The following is a 21,840-nucleotide window of genomic DNA, read 5'->3' as shown; positions in this document are numbered from 1 at the left end:
GGCAACTGGACCCGTACGGCGACAGCGTCATGGTCCGCGAGTTCCACGATCACCTCAACCACGCCCTTGCCGCCTGAGCGGGGAAGGAGGTTCCCGCCGCGGTGGTGGACAGCAAGTACAAGATCTCAACAGGGCCCGACGGCCATGGTGCGGATCTCTATCAGATGCTGGCGTACTGCACGGCGCTCGGCTGAGGGTGCACGGGCATGACGGCCTCCGCCAGGGAAGGCCAGGGACTGACATATCTTTGCCGCGGTATGGGATTAAAGATGTGTTTCCTCCGTATTCTGGATGAAAGGTACATAAAGCTCACCGTATGGATGTTTTTGGAGTGGGCGGGATGGCAATGGCAGATAGCTGGGACGACGGGGGAGGGCCCGACGAGAAGCTCGTGGAGTGGTTCCTGGACGGGAAGCTCACGGGGAACGAGGTACGCGCCGCGACCCTGCAATCGTGGCGGCGGTGCCAGGAGGCGGGACTCACGCCCGGCGCCGTGAGGCCGCGCCTGTCTGGTGATCTTGATTTTGACTGCGGAGTGGTGCGCGCGGCCCGGCCCGTGTTCGAGCGGATGCGTACCGTCATCAAGGGCACCCCCGTGACCATGTTCCTGGGCGATGCGAAGGGGGTCCTGTTCCTGCGCAGCGAGGGCGACCCGGCCCTGCGCCGGACCATGGACGCGGTCGGCGCCGCGCCCGGGTTCCACTTCGCCGAGGCGGACATGGGCACCAGCGCCTTTGGCTCGGCGCTGGTGGAACGGCGGATCCGCCAGGTCACCGGCAATGAGCACTTCGCGGAGGAACTGCGCGGGCTCACCGGCGTGGGCGCCCCGATACGCCACCCGCTCAGCGGGCGGACGAACGGGGCCATCAGCGTCGTCTGCCTGAAGGACACGGCCAACGCGGAGATGATGGTCCTGGCCCGGCGATTGGCCGCCGCCGTCGAACGGCGATTGTTCGAAATGGTGGTCGAACACGAGCGGGCCCTGATGGAGGAGTTCCTCCGGGCGCCCGAAGGAGGCGTCGCGACGGCTTCCACGCCCCTGGACCTGTGCCGCTGTGATCGGCGCGTCCTGGAGGACGCCGCCGTGAGACTGGTCGCGCAGGGCCGGGCGGCGGTGGTGAAGATGGTCCTCTCGGACGGCCGCACCGCCACGCTCGTGGCCCAGTCGATCATCGGTTCCACCGCCATCGCGGTGAAGGCGAGGCTCACCGACGGCCAGGAGGCCCGGTCGAACGGGGGAGGAAGGTGACCGACCCCGACGAGTGGCTGCTCGCCATGAGCGAGCCGGGCATCGGCCGGCTCGCCCTGCGGGCGCGTGAGCGACTCAGCTTGCTGTGCGACGCGGGCTCCTGCATCGGCACCACCCTGGAAGTCACCCGGACCGCCGAGGAGCTGGCCCAGGTCGCCGTCCCCCGGTTCGCCGACTATGTCGCCGTCGACCTGGCCGACTGCGTCCTGCGGGGCGACGAGCCCGCCGGCATGGACGCGGGGCTGCGCCGGGTCGCCTTCGCGGGCATCGGGGAGGGGACCGCTCTGTACCAGCTCGGCGCGCTCATCCACCCGCTCCCGTCCACGCCGCAGGGGCGCAGCCTCGCCACCGAGCAGCCGGTGCTCGACCCGGTGTTGTCCACCGCTTTCGGGTGGATGGCACAGGATCCCGAGCGCGGCCGGAGAATCTGTGAGCAGGGCATCCACTCGCTCATCACGGTGCCGGTGCGAGCCCGGAGCGTCACGCTCGGGGTGGTGAGCTTCTATCGCGCCACGGGCAAGGACGCGTTCGAGGAGGACGACCTCGCCCTGGCCGAGGAACTGGTCGGCCGCGCCGCGGTGTGCGTCGACAACGCCCGCCACTACACCCGCGAGCGCGCGATATCCGCAGAGCTGGAGCGTGTCACCGAGTCGTTGCAGCAGGCGCTCGACCGCCAGCGGTGCTTCACCACCGACGCCTCGCACGAACTGCGCACTCCGCTGGCCGGGCTACGGGTCAAGCTGGAGGAGGCGCAACTTCACCCCGACGAGAACGACCTCTCCGAACTGGTGAAACACTCCCTGGGCGATGTGGACCGGCTGCAGGCCATCATCAGCGACCTCCTCATGCTGGCCCGGATCGGAGCGGCACCGCCCGCCGCCCTGGAGCCCGTCGACCTGGCCGCACTGGCCGAGGCCGGAACCGCGCGCCGCACCCGCGATCCGCACCCGGCACGGCTCGACCTCACCGCCGGCATGACGGCCGACGCCGTCCCGGAACAGATCCGCCGAGTGCTGGACAACCTGCTGGACAACGCGCAACGGCACACCACGCACGACGTGGTGGTCACAGTGCGCCGCACCGGAAGCATGGCCGAGCTCAGCGTCACCGACGACGGTACGGGCGTGCCTCCAGCGGAGCGCGAGCACATCTTCCAGCGCTTCGCCCGGCTGGACACCGCCCGCAGTCGCGACCGCGGCGGCACCGGGCTCGGCCTGGCCATCGCCCGTGACATCGCCCGCGCCCACCACGGCACCCTCCACGTCGAGGACGCGTCCTCGGGCGGAGCGCGCTTCGTCCTCCGTCTCCCGCTCAGCACGCGGTAGGCGTCCTCGTCATCGGCTGGACGCGGGCTCACCACCGGGGGAAGCCCAGAGGTCAGGCGCCCGGGTACTTCCTGCGCCAGGCGTCGGTGATCTCGTGGTTCCCGGCGGACCAGGTCGCGAAGTCGTCGGCCAGCTCGGTGATGGCGTCCCGGCCCTCAAGGTGCGCGAGCCAGTCGGCGGGGAGCGCCGCCTCACCGTGGAGGGTGCCCAGGAGGTTGCCGCAGACGGCGCCGGTGGAGTCGCTGTCGCCGGAGTGGTTGACCGCGAGCAGCAGCGCCCGCCCGACGTCGCCGGGCGCGGGGTGGGTCAGGGCGCAGTAGACCGCGATGGCGAGTGCCTCCTCGGCGACCCACGCGCCGCCCAGTGACTCCACCTTCTCCGGTGTCGGGCCGCCCCGCGCCGCGAGGGACACGGCGCCGCGCAGCGCCAGGCTGGTCTCCTCGTGCGAGGGGTACGTCGCCAGCAGGTCCATCGCCTTCCGTACGGCCCGCGCGAGCGTCTCGTCCGGCTTCGGGGACCCGCCCGCCCCGCCGGGCCCGTTCTCCGTCAAGGACCCGTTCTCCGCCGGGAACTCGTCCTCCGTCAGGAAGTGGACGATGGCGGCGAAGGCGCCGGCGGCCAGGTAGCCGGTGGGGTGGCCGTGGGTGATCTGGGCGCACTCGGCGGCCAGGTCGAAGGCGTGGCGGGCGCTGCGCGCGCCCAGGCCGAAGGGGGCCGAGCGCATGACCGTCCCGCAGCCCTTGGAACCGGGGTTGACCGGTCCGGGCTCGCCGAACGGGGCGGGGGCGCCTGCCTGGCGGGCCCGGCGGTCGCGCAGGCCCGACAGGCAGGCGTTCCCGGGGGCCCGCTGGGAGTAGAGCCACTCCTGCTCGCGCAGCAGGCCGGTGCGGACCAGGTCGTTCCCGGACGGGGCCGGAGCGGGATCGTTCGCCGGACGGTCGTGCGCCGGACGGTCGTTCGTGGCCGGGGAGGAGACGTGCGCCGGGCGGGCGGCGGTGCGGTCGTGCGCGGGGGAGGCGGGGGGCGGGGAGCGGTGCTGCTGGGTGTCCAGCCAGCGCAGGTAGGCGCGCCGGACGGCGGCGACGTCACCGCCGCGGATCAGCCCCTCCACGGTGAACAGCGTCATCTGCGTGTCGTCGGTGATCAGGCCGACCTTGCCGCGCCAGTCGGGGACCAGGCCGGTCAGCCCCTCGGGTCCGTGCTGCCCGCGGATCCTTTTGATCGACTCGAACTCGACGGGAGCACCCAGCGCGTCGCCGAGCGCGCCGCCCAGCAGGCAGCCTCTCACGCGGTCGCGGCGGTCCGGCAGGTCATGGACGGAAGGGTGCACGGGCATGATCCTTTTTTCGTCGGTTGACATCAACATAACTTCAGGTTCGAGACTGTGCGCGAGGACATCGAGAGAAAGTGGTCGACATGCGCATTGTCCAGGTGACCGCGTTCGGGGGACCAGAGGTACTCGCGATGGACCGGTCACCGGAGCCGGGCAGGGACCGGGGCGTCCGGGCCCGGCCGGAGGGGGTGACGTGAAACCGGTGTGAAACCAGATTTGTCTATCTTGGCGTTGACCAGCGTCGATGTCGTCCGCAGGCGGCATCCGAGCTGTGCGAGGTGGAGATGGTCGTCCGCAGTGGGAACCAACGACACGACACCGGGGCGGCATGGGTACGGCCGGTCAGCCGGCCGCACCCATGCCTGTCGTCTCGCTTCCCATCGGCCGGGGAACCGCCCGGAATCTCGGGTGGACCACCGGCCGGGAACGACGCCGGGTGGGCCACATCGCGCCGGGGTCGTCGCCGCAGCGGCTACGGGGGCTGTTGCGGTCTGACACCGGGAACGGGGTTGTACGTGGTCATCGAGGCTCCACCGAGGGGTGCCGGTCACTTCTGCGCGGGCCCGCTCGCGCCGGACGTCCGGCACCGGCGGCCGGGCACCGGACACTGATCGCCGGTGGGGAGCAGCCGCCGCTCAGCGTCGAGCGGCGGGTGGGCCGAGGTCCGGTGCCCAGGCCGGCGGAACCGGTCTTCTCGTCCGACCGTCAGCCTTCGCCAGGGGAAGGGCGATAACAGCCGAAGGGGGAGAAGTTCAACAGCGAGATCCCATACGCGACACCTGGCGCTCGTGATTGGCTATCGATCACCAACGCCTGTGGGGCATGGCACCGATCTGTTGACGATCAAGGAGAAAGATGAAGAAGATCAAGACGGGGTTGCTGGCGCTGATGGTGGCCGGGTTGCTGGGCGCGAGCGCCACGCCGGCCGCGGCGATCGATCTGCACGATCAGGTAACCAAGCCCAACTGTGACAGCCACTGGATGGACCCCGGCGAGTAGCTCACCGGCGGAAACCGGCGTCGCGTGAAGCGGCCGGGCGAGGGGCTTCGGCGCTCCCGTCCGGCCGCGCACCCACCTGGCCGGGCACCCCCGGTCACGCTCCCGTCCGGCCGCGCACTCCCGGCCGCGTACCCCCGACCTCGTGCACCTGTCCGGCCGCGCCCCTCGGGTCGCACATTCAGCCCGGCCGCGCTCCCGCTCGGTCGCGCACCCCCGGGTCGCACATCCGGCCCGGACGCGGTCCCGTCCGGTCAGCAGGGGGTGGGCGGCGCGGAGAGCATGCCGTCGAGGGCGCGCCGGGCCTCGAGCGCCCGCTCGTGCCAGACCGGCAGGCCGATGTCGGCGAATTCCCTCACCGCCCGGTCCAGCATGGTCGCGGCCTGCCCGTGCTCGCCGCGCTCGGCGGCGAGCCGCCCGCGGGCCAGGCGGGCGCGGGCCGCGACGAAGGGCTCCCCGAGCTCCTCGGCCAGCAGCAGCGCCGCGTCGAGCAGGCCGGCCGCGCTGTCGAGCTCGCCCGCCAGCAGCTCGGCCTCGCCCGTCCCGAGCAGGCCGTACGCCTCGCCGATGCGGTCTCCGGCCGACCTGGCGGCGAGCAGGACCTGCCCGAACGCGTCCTTCGCCCGCGTCGGGTCGTTCTGGCGCAGGTGCAGCAGTCCCAGCCTGTTGAGGATCTGCGCGATTCCTCGCGCGTTGCCCAGGTCACGGTAGACGGCCAGCGCCGTCTCCAGGAGCGGGGCCGCCGTGCGGGGGCGGTCGTGCTCGATGTGGATCTGGGCCATGCTGCCGAGCACGTGGGCCTCGGCGTGCCGGTCGCCGACCTCGCGGAGCATGCGCAACGCCCGCCGGTAGGCGTCGAGCGCGGTCTCCACCCGCCCCTCCACCCGCTCGATCAGCGCCGCGTTGCGCAGGGTGAGAGCCTGGCCGTGCCGGTCGCCCACCGTCTCGAAGAGCGGCAGCGCGGCCTCCAGGTGCGGTCGCGCGTCGGTGTAGCGCTGCCGGAACAGGGCGAGCGTGCCCAGCGAGTAGCGCATCGCCGCCTCGCCGCGCCGGTCGCCCGCGCGCAGGGCGGCGGCCAGCGCGGTCTCCGAGGTGTGCCGCCAGTCGTCGAAGTGGCCCTGCGCCTCGAACAGGGTGACCGCCGTCATCGCCAGGTCCCAGCACATCTCGCTCAGGCCGAGCCGGGCGGCCTGCTCCACCGCCGCCACCAGGCCGAGCCGTTCGCCGCGCAGCCAGCCGGACGGGTCGGCGAGCAGGCGGTCGGAGGTGGCCTCCCCGCAGTCCCAGCGCGGCCCGCCGCCGTGCAGGACGGTGTAGTCGCCGCCGTACTGCCGCCGGTGCGCCCGCTCGGCGAGCGCGAGATACCCTCCCGCCAGCCGGGTCAGCGCGGCGACGGTGGCGCCGGGAGGATCGTCGGTCTCGCCGCGCTCCCTGGCGTGCAGCCGCACCAGGTCGTGGACGCGGTAGCGGGGCTCGCCGACGCCGTCCTGGCCCGCGTACTCGACGAGCTGCGCCTCCATGAGCCTCTCCAGCACCTCCTCGGCGTCCATCTCCTCGGCGGAGCGCGATCCGGCGCGGGGGCCGGCGCGGGGGCCGGCGTCGAGCAGCGCCGCGGCGACCCAGCCGGCGAAGTCGGGCGTCTCGACCAGGGCGAGGCGGCGGAACAGGGTGCGGCCGGGCTCGTCGAGACCGGAGTAACCGAGGGCGAGGCTGGCCCGTACCGACAGGGTGCCATGGGTGAGCTCGTCGAGCCGGTCGTGTTCGGCGGCGAGCCGGGAGACCAGCCGGTCGACGCTCCAGTGCGGCCGGGCGGCCAGCCGCGCCCCGGCGATCCTGAGCGCCAGGGGGAGATGCCCGCACAGCTCGGCCAGCCGCCCGGCGGTGGCGGTGTCGGCGGCCAGCTCGACCCGGCCGGTGATCGTACCCAGCAGCCGGACGGCGGCGGCCTCTCCGAGCACCCCCAGGGCGAGCCGCTGCGCGCCGGGCAGGGCGGTCAGCGCGCCGCGGCTCGTGACCACCACCGCGCAGCCGTTCCCCGCGGGGATGAGCGGCTCGATCTGGGCCTCGTTCGCGGCGTCGTCCAGCAGCACCAGCACGCGCCGGTCGGACAGGTGGGCGCGGAACACCTCGGCGCGCTCGTCCAGGCCGTCGGGAACGGCCGTCCCCGGCATGCCGAGGGCGCGCAGGAACCGGCTGAGCGCGTGCGACGGCTCGACCGGTTCGGCTCCGGCGCCGCGCAGGTTCACGTACAGCCGGCCGTCGGGGAAGGCGTCCCGCAGGTCGTGGGCGGCCTGCAGGGCCAGCGCGCTCTTGCCCACCCCCGGCATGCCGGAGATGGCGCAGATCACCGGTCCGGAGGCGGGGCGGTCGCGCAGGACGGAGAGGAGCCAGCGCAGTTCGGTGTCGCGCCCGGTGAGGTCGCCCACTCCGGCGGGGAGCAGGGACGGGGCCGGCGGTGACGGCGGGGACGGCGGTGACGGCGGTGACGGAGCCGGGGGAGAGGGGACGGGAGGGGCGGGGCCCGGGTTCCTCGCCGGTGCCGCTTCAGGGCGGGGGTCCAGGTCGACCCGGGGATCCCCGCGCAGGATGGCCCGTTCCAGCGCGCGCAGCTGCGGCCCCGGCTCCAGGCCCAGCTCCTCGGCCAGGACGGTACGGGTGCGCCGGTAGGTCTCCAGCGCCTCCGTACGCAGCCCGGCCCGGTGCATCGCCACCATCAGCCGCGCGGTCGTGGACTCCACCAGCGGATCCTCCGCGACCATCGAGAGCAGCTCGGGGATGACCTCCGCGTGCCTGCCCAGCGCCAGGTCGGTGTCGATGCGCTCGGTCAGCACCCGCCTGCGGTCCTGCTCCAGGCGCTCGGCCGCCTCCGCCAGCTGGGCCACGCCGTCCAGTCCCGAGAAGGCCCGGCCGTTCCACAGCGCGAGCGCCTCCCGCTGCAGGACGGACGCCACCTCCGGCTCCCCCCGGTTCAGCGCCCGCCTGGCGCGCTCGGTCAGGTCGGCGAAGTGCCAGGCGTCGACCTCCTCGGGCCGCGCGGACAGCGCGTAGCCCGAGCGGTCGTGCCGGATCCGCTCGGGGGCGTCGAGCGTCCTGCGCAGCCGGTGCACGAGCACCTGCAGGTTCTTGCCCGCGCGCGGTCCGAGCCGCTCCCCCCACAGCGCGTCGATCAGGGCCTCGGCCGGTACGACGCGCCCTCGCGCGCAGATGAGGAGCGCCAGCAGCTGCTCCTGCCTGCGTGAGGACAGGAGCACGGGACGTTCGTCGGCGATGATCGTCACATCGCCGAGCACCTGGAATCTCATCAAGCTCCCCGAACGGCTCACGGATCTCAGGGGGCGAGGTGGACGGTGCCACGCCCTGGCGATTACGGACTGCCCGATTCCGGCGAGGATAGCCCGGATGATCTTTTGGCGATAGTCGACCGGCATTCGTTCGTGCCGGGAGGCGGCAGGCTTTCTTTTTTCCTGACAAGTCTCACAAATCCCGGAACACCGCTGTGCCTGTTTGGTAACGGTGATGTAACAAGTCTTTACGGATGATTCCGTCCGGTGATTGACTCCGCTCATCCACTGTAAGCGCTTCCACTCTCAGTCGCCGTCGAGTGTAAGCGCTTCCACCTTCCGGCAGATCGGACGACGGGTGTCAAACAGCGACGAAGGTCAGGGCGCGACCATCTACGAGGTCGCGCAACGGGCGGGCGTCTCCATCGCCACCGTCTCCCGGGCGCTGCGCAACACCGGCCCCGTCGCGGCCGGAACGCGCGAGAAGGTGCTGAGGGCGGTCGAGGAGCTCAGCTTCACCCCCAGCCGCCTCGGCGTCTCCCTGGCCCAGGGCCGCCACGCGGCCAACGGGATCGTCTTCCCCGACCTGTCCGGCCCCTACTTCGCCGAGGTCCTCCTCGGGTACGAGGAGGTGGCCGCCGAGCTCGGCCGCTCCGTGCTCATCCTGTCCACCCGCGGACGGGCCGCGGTGCAGGACCTGGTCAGGGACCTCGTCGGCCGGGTGGACGGCATGGTGATCTTCGGCAGGACCGTCGAGGACGCCGTGGTGGACGAGATCGTCAGGAGCAGGACGCCGCTGGTCCTGCTCGCACGCGATCCCGTCGAACGGGCGGACGCGGTCTCCAGCGAGAACACCGCCTCGGCCGAGGCGCTCGCCACCCACCTGCTCGGTCACGGCTACACCACCTTCGCCCTGGCCGGAGACGACGACCAGGGCGACGTCACCCAGCGCTGGACGGGGGTCAGACGGGTCCTGTCCGGCCACGGGATCCGGCCTCCGGCGCCGTTGCCCTGCGAGCTCACCGTGGAGGGCGGGTACGCGGCGGGGCGTGCGCTGCTCGGCGGGAAACCCGGCGGCGGACACCGTCCCGAGGCGGTGATCTGCGCCGACGACCAGGTGGCCCTGGGCGTCATCCTGGCAGCCGAGGAACTCGGCCTCGACGTGCCAGGCGACGTGGCGATCACCGGCTGGGACGACATCATGGCCGCCCGCCACGCCAGGCCCGCCCTCACCACGGTGCGCCAGCCCATGCGCCTGCTCGGCGCCCGCGCCGCCCGCGCGCTGGACGAGCTCATCAAGGGCACCCGCACCGTCCCGAACTCCGAGATTCTCCCCACCCAGCTGATCGTCCGATCCAGCTGCGGGCCTCACCCCCTGGAGGAAAAGTGAAGAAGTACGCCGTCGGGATCCTCGCGCTGGGGCTGGTGCTCGCCGGGTGCGGCCGGAGCACCGGAGGGACCGCCGAGCAGGCGAGGGACGTCGACACCGGCAAGGCCACCGGCGAGGTCACGGTCTGGGCGATCGGGGCCGAGGGGGAGGCGCTGGGCGCCTTCGCCAAGGACTTCGAGACGGCCAACCCCGGCATCACGGTCAAGGTGACCGCGCTCGGCTGGGACATCGCCCACGACAAGATCACCGCGGCCATCGCGGGGAACGCCACCCCCGACGTCACCATGCTGGGCAGCACCTGGATGGGCGAGATGGCCAAGACCGGTGCCCTCGACCCCACCCCGGCCAACCTGATCGACAAGTCGGCGTTCTTCCCCGGCGCGTGGGGCACGGTCGAGGTGGAGGGGACCGCGTACGGCGTGCCCTGGTACGTCGAGACCCGCGCCCTGTACTACCGCAAGGACCTCGCCGAGAAGGCGTCGGTGAAGCCGCCCGCCACCTGGGAGGAGACCACCGCCTTCGTGAAGGCGCTCAAGGAGAGGGGCGGCGCCTCGCTCGGCGTCGAGCAGAACTTCCGGCAGGGCTCCTGGCAGGAGGTGCTGCCGCTGGTGTGGCAGGCGGGGGGCGAGATCATCGCGGACGGGAAGTGGACGCTGGACACGCCCGAGATGGTCAAGGCGCTCAAGCAGTACGGCTCGTTCTTCGAGAGCGGGCTCGCCAGCACCGACCAGCCGACCGGCGCCTTCCCGCAGACGTTCGTCAAGGGGAAGGTCGGCGCCTTCTACTCGGGGCCGTGGATGATCGCGGGCCTGGAGAAGGACGGAGGCGAGGGCTTCGGCGACAAGTTCGCCGTCGCGCCCTACCCGAAGGGGAGCGCCGGAGGCCCCAGCCTGGTCGGCGGCAGCGACATGGTGGTCTTCAAGGACGCGAAGAACCGCGAGGCCGCCTGGAAGTTCCTGCGCTGGCTCGTCGACCCCAAGGTCCAGGCCACCTGGTACACCAGGGTCAACGCGCTGCCCAGCGTCGAGGCCGCCTGGCAGGACCCGGCGCTCACCGCCGACGAGCGCGTCACCGTCTTCGGCGAGCAGCTCAAGAACGCCAAGGCCGTCCCCGCCGTCCCGACCTGGGAGCAGGTGGCCAAGGTGATGGAGACCGAGGTCGAGAAGATGGCCCTGGGCAAGCAGACGGCCGAGGAGACGGCCAAGCGCGTCCAGGAGCAGGCCGAGACCATCGGGACCGGGGTCTGACCATGGTGGTCAGCGAGCGGGTGGGCTCGCGCGAGCCCACCGGACCGGCTCCCGTCAGGGAGCGGCGATCCGGGGGAGGATTCCGCCGTACCGGCCTGGCCTGGATCTTCGTGACGCCCTTCGTGGTGATGTTCGCGGTCTTCTGGGCGGGGCCGCTCCTCGTCGAGCTCGGCATGAGCTTCACCGACATGCGCAGCACCGACGTGCGCGACCCCCTCGGGGTGAACCTCGTCGGGCTCGACAACTACCTGCGGCTGTTCGACGACGAGCTCATGCGCAAGGCCGCGGTCAACACGCTGATCTTCGTGGTGACCGCGCTCCCGCTCACCATCGCCCTCGGCCTGGGCGCGGCCGTGGCGCTGAACTCCGGGATCGCCCGGCTGCCCGCCGCGTTCTTCCGGCTCGGCTACTACCTGCCGTACGTCACCAGCATCATCGGTGTCGCGGTGGCCTGGAGGTTCCTGCTCGAACCCGACGCGGGACTGGTCAACCAGGTGCTCGCGGCGGTGGGCGTGGACGGCCCCCGCTGGCTCGCCGACGAGAACCTGGCACTTCCGGTGATCATCGTCATGACCGCCTGGCGGAGCTTCGGCTTCGACATGGTCGTCCTGCTGGCCGCCCTGCAGGGCATCCCCAGGGAGCTGTACGAGGCGGCGGAGGTCGACGGCGCCGGACGCTGGGAGCGGTTCCGCTCCGTCACGCTGCCGATGCTCCGCCCGGCGCTGCTGTTCTGCACCGTCTACAGCTCCATCGGGTTCGCCCAGTTCATGGAGGAACCGCTGGTGATGACCCAGGGAGGCCCGGCGGGAGCGACCACCTCGGCCTCGCTCGCCATCTACGGCCAGTTCGGCTCCGGCAACTACGGCTACGCCGCCGCCGCGGCGAGCGTCCTGTTCACCGTGATCGTGGCCCTCGCGGTCCTGCAGTTCCGGGTCGGGAGGTCCAGATGAGGTCCGTTCAGGGCGGGGAGGCCCCCGCGAAACCGGCTCCGGGCCGGGAGGCCGGCGTGAAACCGGCGCCGGGGCGCAGGCCCCCCGCGAGACCTGCTCCGGGCCGCGAGGCCCTCGTGAAACGCCGCTTCTCCACGTACGCGCTGCTCAGCGTCGGGCTCGTGCTCGTCGTGCTCCCGTTCGCCTGGACGCTGCTCACCTCGTTCAAGCCGGAGACCGAGATCAGGCGGACCCCGCCGGACCTGCTGCCGGTGCAGTGGACGCTCGGCAACTACGGCGAGCTGCTGGAGAAGATGAACATCACGCAGGTGTTCGTCAACAGCGCGGTGGTGGCCCTCGCCACCGTCGCGGGCAACCTGCTGTTCTGCTCGATGGTCGGGTACGCCTTCGCCAAGCTGGCCTTCCGCGGAAAGAACGTGCTCTTCGCGCTGGTCCTCACGCAGATGGCGCTGCCCGCCATCGTGGTGATGATCCCGCAGTTCGTGCTCATCGCGAAGCTCGGCCTGGTCAACACCTTCCTCGGGATCATCCTGCCCGGCCTGGTCACCCCGCTGGGCATCTTCCTGATGCGCCAGTTCATCGCGGACATCCCCGACGAGCTGATCCACGCCGCGCGGGTCGACGGCGCCAGGGAGTTCCGGATCTTCTTCAGGATCGTCATGCCGCTCTGCAAGCCCGCGCTCGCCACGCTCGGCCTGATCACGTTCCTCGGCTCGTGGAACAACTTCCTGTGGCCCGCGGTGGTCGCCCAGAGCGAGGACAAGTACACGCTGCCCGTCGCGCTGGCGATCTTCAACGGCTACCAGGGAACCCAGTACGGCCTGCTCATCGCCGGGGCGGTGGTCGTCGTGCTGCCGGTCCTGGTCCTCTTCGTCTTCCTGCAGCGCTTCTTCACCCAGGGCATCGCCTCCACCGGACTCAAGTAACCCCCCACGTAAGGAGCCCCCGTGCGTCGTCGTCACGTGGCCGCCCTGGCGGCCTGTCTCGCCCTGATCACGGCCGCCCCCTCTCCCGCCTCGGCCGCCCCTGCCCCCGCTCCCCCCGCTCCCCCCGCTCCCTCCGGTTCCCCCTCCGCGTCTCCCCTCGTCTCCCCCGATGTCACCTTGACAGCGGGGCGGCGGGAGCTGCTGCGCCGCTACGCCGCGGACACCTGGAAGTCCATGGCCGCGATGGCCGACCCGGCGACCGGGCTGCCCTCCGACAAGATCGACGGCTCGCTCGACCCCGCCACCCGCGCCAAGGTGACCTCGCCGACCAACATCGCCACCTACCTGTGGAGTACGGTGGCCGCCCGCGACACCCGCCTCATCTCCCGGGGTGAGGCCCTGCGCCGCGTGACCAGGACGCTCGCCTCGACGGCGAAGCTGGAGCGGCACGCCCCGACCGGCCAGTTCTACAACTGGTACGACCCGCGCACGCTGGAGATCGTTCGCACCTGGCCGGAGGACGGGTCCGCCGTCCAGCCGTTCCTGTCCAGCGTCGACAACGGCTGGCTCGCCGCCGCCCTCATGATGCTCCGCAGCGCCGTGCCCGAGGTCTCCAAGCAGGCCGGGGCGCTGGCGAGGAGCATGGACTTCGAGTCCTACTACGACCCGCAGGCGCGCCCCGACGCGGGCACCGGCCTGCTGCGCGGCGGGTTCTGGCCGGACAAGCCCACCGGCTGCTCGGTCGAGAGCGACTACAACGGCTCGGGGACCACGGTCCACTCCACCTGCCACCACTACGGCGCGCTCACCGAGGCCAGGATCGCCAGCTACGTCGGCATCGTCCTCGGCCAGCTCCCGCCCGAGCACTACTACGGCATGTGGCGGACCTTCCCCGACACCTGCGACTGGTCGTGGGCCGAGCAGAAGCCGGTCGGCACCTGGCGCACGTACATGGGCGTCAACGTCTTCGAGGGCACCTACGGCTACCGCGGCATGCGCCTGGTGCCCACCTGGGGCGGCAGCATGTTCGAGGAGCTGATGGTGACCCAGCTCGTGCCGGAGGACGTCTGGGGCGCCAGGAGCTGGGGCCGCAACCAGCCGGTCTACATCGCCGCCCAGATCGAGCACGGCATGAACGAGGCGAAGTACGGTTACTGGGGCTTCTCCCCGTCCAACGACCCCGCCGGGGGCTACCGCGAGTACGGCGTGGACGCGATCGGCATGGACACCCCCGGCTACACCTCCGACCAGGAGCGCACCTCCGTCGACTACGGCTTCGAGGGATGCCGCGAGGGAGCGCCGGAACCCGCGTCGTACGGGGACGGCGTGGTCACCCCGCACGCGTCGTTCCTCGCGCTGCGCCACGCGCCCGACGCGGCCCTGGACAACCTCGCCAGGCTCAAGGCGAACTTCGACGCCTACGGGCCCGGCGGTTTCTACGACGCGGTCGCCGTGCGCAGCGGCAAGGTCGCCAAGCAGTATCTCGCCCTCGACCAGGGAATGATCATGATCGCGCTCGGCAACGCGCTCGCGGACGACAGCCTGCGCCGCCACTTCGCCACCCGCGACGTCACGGCCAGGCTCGCCCCCGTGCTGCGCCTGGAGGAATGGGCCGTCGTGCCTCCCAAGTGAGCCGTGGCCCAACGCGCACACCCACCCATCGACCATCGGGGAGACATCAATGAGCACGGCCGACGCCGCACACCGGGACTGGCAGGCCCGCATCTACCGGCCGTCGGGGGAGGTGGCCGCGACCGGACGGGTCGAGGTCGCCGCCCCCCGCGGCCTGCGCGCCGACAGCGGAGGCGGGCACGTCACGCTGACCTGGGAACCGGTGGCCGGGGCCATCGGCTACCTCGTCCACCGCGCGCCCGCCGAGGCGGGACCGTACACCCCGACCGAGCAGCGCGACGTCGACGTGCCGGCCGTGCCGGATCCGCGCTACGTCGACACGCGCGGGGAACCCGCCTGGTACCGGGTCGCCGCCGTCACCACCATGGAGCGGACCGGACCCCTCACCGAGGCGGTGTTCGCCGCGCCGCTCGCCGAGCCGGGCGCGGCGGTCCTGCGGGTCGACGCCTCGGCGAGCACGCGGCCGCTGCCCAGGCCGTGGAAGTACATGATCGGCTCCGAGCACCTGTCGTACATGCTGTCCGCCGACACCGTGGGCGGGTGCCCGATCGGTCCCGAGCTGACCGAGGCGCTGCGGACGATGCGGGACGAGCTGGGCGTCGAGACCGTGCGCGCCCACGCGATCCTCTGCGACGACCTCGGCGTCTACCGGGAGGAGGACGGCAAGCCCGTGCACGACTTCAGCCGGGTGGACGAGGTGTACGACACGATCACCGGGTTCGGCATGCGGCCGATCGTGGAGCTGTCGTTCATGCCGCGCGACCTCGCCTCCGACCCGTCGAAGACGGTCTTCGGCTACGAGGCGATCATCTCGCCGCCCAGGGACTACGACCGGTGGGGCGACCTGGTCCGCGACCTCACCCGGCACCTCGTCGAGCGGTACGGCCTGCGCGAGGTGGTCGACAACTGGGCCTTCGAGGTGTGGAACGAGGCCAACCTGGAGGTCTTCTGGAGCGGTACGCCACAGGAGTTCTTCCGCCTGTACGACGTGTCGGCGGCGGCGGTCAAGGACGTCCACCCGGACATCCGCGTCGGCGGCCCGTCGTCGGCGGCCAACGGCTGGGTCCAGGAACTCATCGACCACGTGGACGCCTCGGGCGCGGCGCTCGACTTCGTCTCCACCCACACCTACGGCAACGCCCCGCTCGACTGGCGGCCCACCCTGGAACGGCACGGCCGCGCGGGCACGCCGATCTGGTGGACGGAGTGGGGACCGACCCCCACCCACTTCCACGGCATCGGCGACGGGCCGTTCGGGGCGGCGTTCCTGCTGCACGGGATGCGGTCGGCGGCCGGACGGGTGGACGCGCTCGCCCACTGGGTGGCCTCGGACCACTTCGAGGAGCTGGGCCGCCCGCCCGCGCTCTTCCACGGCGGGTTCGGCCTGCTCACGGTCGGCAACCTGCGCAAGCCCCGCTACCTCGCGCTCACCCTCGCCGACCGGCTGGGCGAGGACGAGCTCGCCTGCTCGGCCGGCGGCGACGTCGCGGGGGTCGAGGCGTGGGCGGCGCGCTCGGCCACCGGCACCGTCGGGGTGCTGGTGTGGAACGGCACCCTCGACCAGGACCGGGCCGACGGCGCGGAGATCCTGTCGCGCGAGGTCGCCCTCACCGTCGAGGGCCTGGCCGCGGGGGACTACGCGGTCAGCCACCACCGGATCGACGAGCGGCACTCCAACATCCGGGCGGTCTGGGCGGAGATCGGCGGGGGCGCCGACTGGCCCGAGGGCGAGCAGTGGGAACGGCTCCGCGCCGCGAACGGCCTGGACGAGCTGGAGCCCGCCCGCATCCTCCACGCGCCGGACGGGATCCTGCGGCTGGAGTTCTCCCTGCCCATGCCCGCCGTCTCCTACCTGGAGTTCACCCCGGCCTGACGGGAACGCGTCCGATCCCCGGGCGGTTTTCGGGAACCGCGGGCACGCGGGAGGGCAACAACGGGTGTCCTGACCGAGAGCCGAGAGGCCGGATATGAGCGAAACGAGCCGGACCCGGACGGGGGCGGGCGGCATCCTCCCCGTCGATGAGGCGGTCGATGAGGCGGAGGACCGTGACACCTCCCCCACCGGCGGGGGAGAGGACCGCGACCTCCTCTCCGCCGGCGGGGGAGGGGACCGCGACCTCTCTCCCACCGGTTCTCCCGTCGACGGGACGGAGGCCGACGACGCCTCCCTCATCGTGCGGTCGCGGCGGGAGCCGGAGGCGTTCGCCGCGGTCTTCCACCGGCACGCGCCGGAGATCAAGCGCTACGTCACCCGGCGGCTGGGAGCCGACGCGGCCGAGGATGTCGTGGCGGACACCTTCCTCGCGGCGTTCCGCGGCAGGGAGGGCTACGACCCGGCGCAGCCCAGCGCGCGCCCGTGGCTGTACGGCATCGCGACCAACCTGATCAGGCGGCACAAGCGCGTCGAGGTGCGCCGGCTGCGCGTTCTCGAACGGACCGGCGTCGACCCGGTGACCGCACCCTTCGCCGAGCGCAGCGACGAGCGGCTGAGCGCCGGTGCCGCGCGAAGGAGGCTGGCCGCCGCCCTGGCGAGGCTGCCCGCGGGCCACCGGGACGTGCTGCTGCTGGTGACGTGGGGCGGCCTCACCTACCCGGAGGCCGCCCAGGCGATGGACATCCCGGTGGGCACGGTCCGCTCGCGCGTCAACCGGGCCAGGAGCAAGGTGCGCGAGGAACTCGGCGGGGTCGACCCCACGTCCGTCAACGAGGAGACCTTCCATGGATGAGATGACCCAGGTGAACCGGCTGCGCTCGGAAGTTCCCCGGCCGGGCCCGGCGGAGCTGCGCGCCGAGGAGCGGCGGCTGCTGTCGGAGATCGCCGCCCTCGGCGCGGCACCGGCCCGCCCCAAGATCCGCCGCCCGGCCGGCCTCCGGAGGAACATCCGGCTGAGCCTGCGGACGAGCCTGGGAACGAGCCTGGTGGTGGGAGCCGGGGCCGCGGTGGTCGTGGGAATCGGGTTCGTCGAGACCGGCCCGGTCTCCCGGCCGGAGACGGCCGTCCGGGTGGCGCCCGTGGCCGTGTCGGCGGTCCTCCAGCGTGCCGCCGACACCGCGAGCGAGCGGGACGAGCTGGACCCGAAGCCCGGCCAGTTCCTCGCCTACGAGATACAGAGCATGTTCCCGGTCAAGCTGAAGGAGGGCGGGAAGGAGGTCCGCTTCTTCGACCGCGTGCTGTTCAAGGTGTGGTTGCCGGTCGAGGGCTCCCCCATGGAAGGGGGCGTCACGTCGAGCAGGCATCTGCGGCCGGAGCCGTTCCCCGGGGAGCCGCTGCCCGCCGAGGCCGAACGGCGGGAGGGCGGCGGCGCGCCGCCGTCGCAGTTCACCGGCCACGATATCCGTGCCGAGCACCAGCGCACCGACTACGCCTACCTGAGCCGGTTGCCCACCGATCCCGCGGGGATGCGCGAGCACCTCTACCGGGGTCTGGCCCAGGACCCCCTGGCCGACTACAAGGCGTGGGGGAACGTCGGCTCGATGATCACGCAGGCATACATGCCGTCCGCCCAGCGGGCCGCGCTGTTCCGGGCGGCCGGTACGATCCCCGGCGTCGAGACCGTCGACCGGGCCGAGGACGCGGCCGGGCGCGAGGGGGTCGCGGTGGCCATGGCCAACAAGCTCGGCGGGGTGCGGCACGAGTACATCTTCGACTCCACCACCTACCTGTACCTGGGCGAGCGCGTCGTCGCGACGGACGCCGCCAGGGCGGGAGCGCCGGAGGGCACCCTGCTGACCTCGACGGCGCAACTGAAGGTCGAGGTGGCCGACAGCGCGCCCGAGGTGGACGGCCCCGCGTCCGGCGGCGCCGACCCCGCGACCGGCCCACAAGGAGCACGCGACTAGCACGAACCGTGCGATGGTGACGCACGGATCGAGTGGTATTAATCCACACTCTTATCAACAGTTCAAGGGCTGGCGAATTCACCATTCTCTGTCACCATTGCCCCATGCACGCCTTCCGTCTTGTTCGCGCCGCGGTGTTCGCGGTCGTGTGCGTGACGGCGTCACTGGCCATGCATGTGCTGGCCGGAGGTAGCCCGGTGGGACCGGGTGTGCTGGCCTGGGCGGTGCTGCCGACCGCGGCGGGCGCGTTCGCGCTCGCCCGGCGGCGGCGTGGTTTCGGCATGCTGCTGGGGGCGAGCTTCGCCGCGCAGTACGGCATGCACCTGTGGTTCACCTCCGGCGCGGTACCACCGTCGACCGGGCACGAGCACGGCGCCGGTGACCTGTCCACCGGCCTGTTCATGCTGCTGGTGCACGCTGTGACGGCGGTGCTGTCGGCACACTGGCTGGAGCGGGGGGAGTGCGGCCTGGCCACACTCCTGTTCCTGCTCTTCGCCTCGGTCCTCACCCTGCTGCGGTGGCGCGCGCCCGTCACCTGCCGCGTCGCGCTCCCCGCCGCGCCCGTCGACCGGGTGCCACCGGTCACCCGGCTGCTCGCCGCCGCCGTCTCGCGCCGCGGGCCGCCCGCGGCCTCGTACGCCGTCTGACATCGGGCCGTCACGCCCGGACGCCGTCGCGCCCTCGCCGGGCCCGCGTCTCCGGGCGCCGTACCCCTCCCGACCGCGGGTCGTCGCGCCGTCGCGCCCTTCCCGGTCGGTGAGCCCGAGTGCCGCCACACCGGCGCCCGCCGGCGCCTGCCGGTCCCCGGTAGTACCCGGCGGTACACGCCGACTTCCCGGTAGTACCCGGCGGCACACGCCAACGCCAACGGGCCGCGAGCCCGGCTCCCACCACGCCTCCGGCAGGTGAGAGCCGGAATCCCGCCTGCCCTCCCGCGACGCCGAACCGAACCTCACACCGCGGTGCCGCGTACCCGACGGTGCGCGCGTTCCCTGCGAACGGAGAACCCTCCCCATGACGTCTGACGTCGATGTCCAGCCCGAGACCGGGCCGTCCGACCCCTCACCGGCCCCCGTGCCCCCCGTGCCCCCCGTGCCCTCTGTGTCTCCGGTGTCCGCTGTGTCTCCGGTGCCCTCCACCTGGGCGACGCTGCGCTCGCTCCTGCTCCGCCTGCACTTCTACGCCGGGATCCTCGTCGCGCCCTTCCTGCTGGTGGCGGCGACGACCGGCCTGCTGTACGCCGCCTCCTTCCAACTGGAGAAGGTGGTCCACTCCCACGAGCTGACGGTCCCCGTACCGGCAGGGCAGCAGAAGCTGCCCCTGGCGCGGCAGGTCGCGGCCGCGACCGCCGCGCATCCCGGGGGAACGGTCGGAGCCATGTGGACCTACGACGAGCCCGGCGCGACGACCCGGGTGCTGTTCAACGATCCCGGCCTCGCGGAGAGCGTCCGCACGGCGGTCTTCGTCGACCCTTACACCGCCCAGGTTCGCGGGTCGCTGGAGAGCTACGGCAGCTCGGGAGCGCTGCCCGTGCGGACCTGGATCTCCCAGCTCCACCGCCACCTGCACCTGGGCGAGCCGGGACGTGTCTACAGCGAGATGGCCGCCAGCTGGCTGTGGCTGGTCGGGCTCGGCGGCCTGGTGCTGTGGCTGACCCGCCGCCGCCGTGCGGGTCAGCGGCTGCGCCGCCTCGTCGCCCCCGAGCGCGGCGCCCGCGGCCGGCGCAAGACCCTCTCCTGGCACGGCTCGGTCGGACTGTGGGCGCTGGTCGGCCTGCTCGCCCTGTCGGCCACCGGCCTGACCTGGTCGAAGTACGCGGGTGCCAACGTCGACGTGATCCAGAGAGCGATCGGCTGGGGCACCCCGTCCATGCCCGTCTCCGGCGGCCACGGTGACCACGGCGGCCACGCCGGAGGGGACGCGGGCGCCGTCCCGGCCGCCGACGCCGACCAGATCGTCCGGGCGGCGGCGGGCAAGGGCCTGTCCGGTCCCCTGGAGATCGTCTGGCCGGCCGAGTCCGGCGACCCGTACGTCGTCAAGGAGACGGACCGCCTCTGGCCGCAGCGCAACGACCAGGTGGCGGTCGACGCCGCCAGCGGCCAGGCGGTCGCGGAGCTGCGCTTCGACGACTTCCCCATCGGGGCCAAGCTGACCCGGTGGGGCATCGACGGGCACATGGGAGTGCTGTTCGGCCTGGTCAACCAGGTCCTGCTGGGCGTGCTGGCCGTGGCACTGATCTCGGTCATCGTGTGGGGCTACCGCATGTGGTGGCTGCGCCGCCCGACCCGCGGTTTCGGCGCCCCCTACGAGCGCGGCGGCCTGCGGCGGCTGCCTCTCGCGGTGGTCCTTCCCCTGGCGGCCGTGGCGGTCGCGGTGGGCGTGTTCCTTCCGCTGCTGGGCATCTCGCTGCTCGCCTTCCTCGTGGTCGACGTGGTCCTGGCCAGGGTCGCGGCGTCGCGCGCGGGGAAGCCGGAAACCGGAGAGCCCGACGAGCCCGGGGAGCCCGGGGAAGCCGGCACGTTGGACGAGCCCGGCGAAACCGGCGAGGTCGGCAAGGCCGGCGAGTCGGACGATCCCGGCGAGCCGAGCAAGCCCGGGGCCGGGGTCTCCGGCTGAGACCCGCCGACGGCGACCGAAGACCTTCCAGACCCGGACCGGCCGGGAACGAGTGACCCCGGCCGGACCGGCCGGGACGGCGGGGGTGCGGCGTGGGGCGCACGCCGCACCCCCGCCCCCCCCGGCTCAGTCGGGGTGGTGCTGGTGCTGCAGGTAGGCGGCGGTCTCCGGGTTCGCCGGGAAGTACGCCTCGATGGCCAGCTCGGCGACGGTGATGTCCAGCGGGGTGCCGAAGGTGGCCATGGTGCTGAAGAAGGCCAGCTCCCGGTAACCGCGGCGGAGCCGCAGGGGGATCACGATGTCGCCGGGCCCCGGCCGGTCTATCTCCGGCTCTGGCTGGTCGCAGGGGTAGTCGTCGAGTTCCTGCCAGAGCGCCGCCAGCTCGGGGTCGGCGGTGAGACTCATCTGGCGGCGGAGCCGGTGCAGTAGGTGGGCCCGCCACTCGCCCAGGTTGATGATCCGCTGCGCCATGCCCTTGGGATGCAGGCTCAGCCGCAGCACGTTGACCGGGGGGACCAGCAGCTCCGGCGCGACCCCGCGCAGCAGCAACCCGGTCGCGGCGTTGCGGTCGACGAGGTTCCAGCGCTGGTCGACGACGACCGCCGGGTACGGTTCGTGCCCGCTCAGCACCTGCCCCAGCGCCTCCCGAACCGACGCCATGTGCGGTGAGCTGAGCGGCGTCTCCGCGTAGAGCGGCGCGAACCCGCCGGACAGCAGGAGGTGGTTGCGCTCGCGCAGCGGGAGCTCCAGCTCCTCCGCGAGGTGCAGGATCATGTCCCTGCTCGGTTTGGACCGGCCCGTCTCCACGAAGCTCAGGTGCCGGGTGGAGATGTCGGCCTGGATCGCGAGGTCCATCTGGCTCATCCGCCGTCGTTCCCGCCACTGGCGCAGAAGCTCGCCTACCGGCCGGGACGCGCTGGTGGTGGTCACCTACGCCACGATAATCGGTGACGTTCGGCGAAACCATTACCACCCACGTAACGCGCGCCATGATGTCGGAGCTGAAGTGGGCGCTTGCGTTTCCCAGGAAATCTGAATCGCTGGCCACCGCGATC

General features: G+C 72.3%; 16 protein-coding genes. 13 read left to right on the top strand and 3 right to left on the bottom strand.

Annotated features, from left to right (window positions below; genetic code table 11):
• The first annotated feature begins 340 nt into the window (after nt 1-340).
• Both ACTOQ2_RS04810 and ACTOQ2_RS04805 read left to right on the top strand, forming a co-directional pair.
• On the top strand, nt 341-1,249 hold the full coding sequence (locus ACTOQ2_RS04810; RefSeq protein ID WP_440098464.1) for a hypothetical protein: 909 nt from the start codon (nt 341-343) through the stop codon (nt 1,247-1,249).
• Entirely contained in the window at nt 1,246-2,574 is a 1,329-nt protein-coding gene (locus tag ACTOQ2_RS04805; RefSeq protein WP_440098463.1) for an ATP-binding protein, read from the top strand. The genes ACTOQ2_RS04810 and ACTOQ2_RS04805 overlap by 4 nt, the downstream gene beginning before the upstream one ends.
• Before the next feature lie 52 nt (nt 2,575-2,626).
• On the opposite strand, the gene ACTOQ2_RS04800 is transcribed toward ACTOQ2_RS04805, so the two are convergent.
• Entirely contained in the window at nt 2,627-3,904 is a 1,278-nt protein-coding gene (locus ACTOQ2_RS04800; protein ID WP_440098462.1) for an ADP-ribosylglycohydrolase family protein, read from the bottom strand.
• Nucleotides 3,905-4,762: 858 nt separating this feature from the next.
• On the opposite strand from ACTOQ2_RS04800, the gene ACTOQ2_RS04795 reads away from it, so the two are divergent.
• Nucleotides 4,763-4,906, top strand: coding sequence for a hypothetical protein (locus tag ACTOQ2_RS04795; RefSeq protein ID WP_440098461.1), 144 nt, complete (start codon nt 4,763-4,765; stop codon nt 4,904-4,906).
• Between the two features lie 251 nt (nt 4,907-5,157).
• Here the strand turns inward: ACTOQ2_RS04795 and ACTOQ2_RS04790 are convergent, their stop codons facing one another.
• The gene (locus ACTOQ2_RS04790; protein ID WP_440098459.1) at nt 5,158-8,205 is read right to left on the bottom strand and encodes an AfsR/SARP family transcriptional regulator; all 3,048 of its coding nucleotides are present in this window, start codon (nt 8,203-8,205) and stop codon (nt 5,158-5,160) included.
• Nucleotides 8,206-8,542: 337 nt separating this feature from the next.
• Between ACTOQ2_RS04790 and ACTOQ2_RS04785 the strand changes: the two genes are divergently transcribed.
• From ACTOQ2_RS04785 to ACTOQ2_RS04740, 10 genes are all read left to right on the top strand, one after another.
• Nucleotides 8,543-9,574 (top strand): LacI family DNA-binding transcriptional regulator, encoded by a 1,032-nt coding sequence (locus tag ACTOQ2_RS04785; RefSeq protein ID WP_440098458.1) that lies wholly within the window; start codon nt 8,543-8,545, stop codon nt 9,572-9,574.
• The gene (locus ACTOQ2_RS04780; protein ID WP_440098456.1) at nt 9,571-10,821 is read left to right on the top strand and encodes a sugar ABC transporter substrate-binding protein; all 1,251 of its coding nucleotides are present in this window, start codon (nt 9,571-9,573) and stop codon (nt 10,819-10,821) included. Before ACTOQ2_RS04785 ends, ACTOQ2_RS04780 begins: the two co-directional genes overlap by 4 nt.
• Nucleotides 10,822-10,823: 2 nt before the next feature.
• The gene (locus tag ACTOQ2_RS04775) at nt 10,824-11,771 is read left to right on the top strand and encodes a carbohydrate ABC transporter permease (RefSeq protein ID WP_440098455.1); all 948 of its coding nucleotides are present in this window, start codon (nt 10,824-10,826) and stop codon (nt 11,769-11,771) included.
• 116 nt (nt 11,772-11,887) lie between these two features.
• Nucleotides 11,888-12,697: a carbohydrate ABC transporter permease gene (locus ACTOQ2_RS04770; protein WP_440098453.1), complete on the top strand. Its 810-nt coding sequence runs from the start codon at nt 11,888-11,890 to the stop codon at nt 12,695-12,697.
• 21 nt (nt 12,698-12,718) lie between these two features.
• On the top strand, nt 12,719-14,329 hold the full coding sequence (locus tag ACTOQ2_RS04765) for a glucoamylase family protein (protein WP_440098452.1): 1,611 nt from the start codon (nt 12,719-12,721) through the stop codon (nt 14,327-14,329).
• A gap of 49 nt (nt 14,330-14,378) precedes the next feature.
• Nucleotides 14,379-16,202, top strand: coding sequence for a GH39 family glycosyl hydrolase (locus tag ACTOQ2_RS04760; RefSeq protein ID WP_440098451.1), 1,824 nt, complete (start codon nt 14,379-14,381; stop codon nt 16,200-16,202).
• Between the two features lie 94 nt (nt 16,203-16,296).
• On the top strand, nt 16,297-17,055 hold the full coding sequence (locus ACTOQ2_RS04755; protein WP_440098449.1) for an RNA polymerase sigma factor: 759 nt from the start codon (nt 16,297-16,299) through the stop codon (nt 17,053-17,055).
• The gene (locus ACTOQ2_RS04750; RefSeq protein WP_440098447.1) at nt 17,048-18,169 is read left to right on the top strand and encodes a CU044_5270 family protein; all 1,122 of its coding nucleotides are present in this window, start codon (nt 17,048-17,050) and stop codon (nt 18,167-18,169) included. The genes ACTOQ2_RS04755 and ACTOQ2_RS04750 overlap by 8 nt, the downstream gene beginning before the upstream one ends.
• Nucleotides 18,170-18,273: 104 nt before the next feature.
• On the top strand, nt 18,274-18,816 hold the full coding sequence (locus ACTOQ2_RS04745) for a hypothetical protein (protein WP_440098446.1): 543 nt from the start codon (nt 18,274-18,276) through the stop codon (nt 18,814-18,816).
• 472 nt (nt 18,817-19,288) lie between these two features.
• Complete coding sequence (locus ACTOQ2_RS04740; protein WP_440098445.1) at nt 19,289-20,785, top strand: PepSY domain-containing protein; 1,497 nt, start codon at nt 19,289-19,291, stop codon at nt 20,783-20,785.
• A 126-nt stretch (nt 20,786-20,911) separates the two neighbouring features.
• Here the strand turns inward: ACTOQ2_RS04740 and ACTOQ2_RS04735 are convergent, their stop codons facing one another.
• Nucleotides 20,912-21,715 (bottom strand): helix-turn-helix domain-containing protein, encoded by an 804-nt coding sequence (locus ACTOQ2_RS04735; RefSeq protein ID WP_440065630.1) that lies wholly within the window; start codon nt 21,713-21,715, stop codon nt 20,912-20,914.
• Nucleotides 21,716-21,840 lie beyond the last annotated feature (125 nt).

The organism is Streptosporangium sp. H16 (genome assembly GCF_051918855.1).
GTDB lineage: Bacteria > Actinomycetota > Actinomycetes > Streptosporangiales > Streptosporangiaceae > Streptosporangium.
The sequence above is the reverse complement of the archived record's forward strand: the minus strand, read 5'-3'. Positions and strand labels throughout refer to the sequence as shown.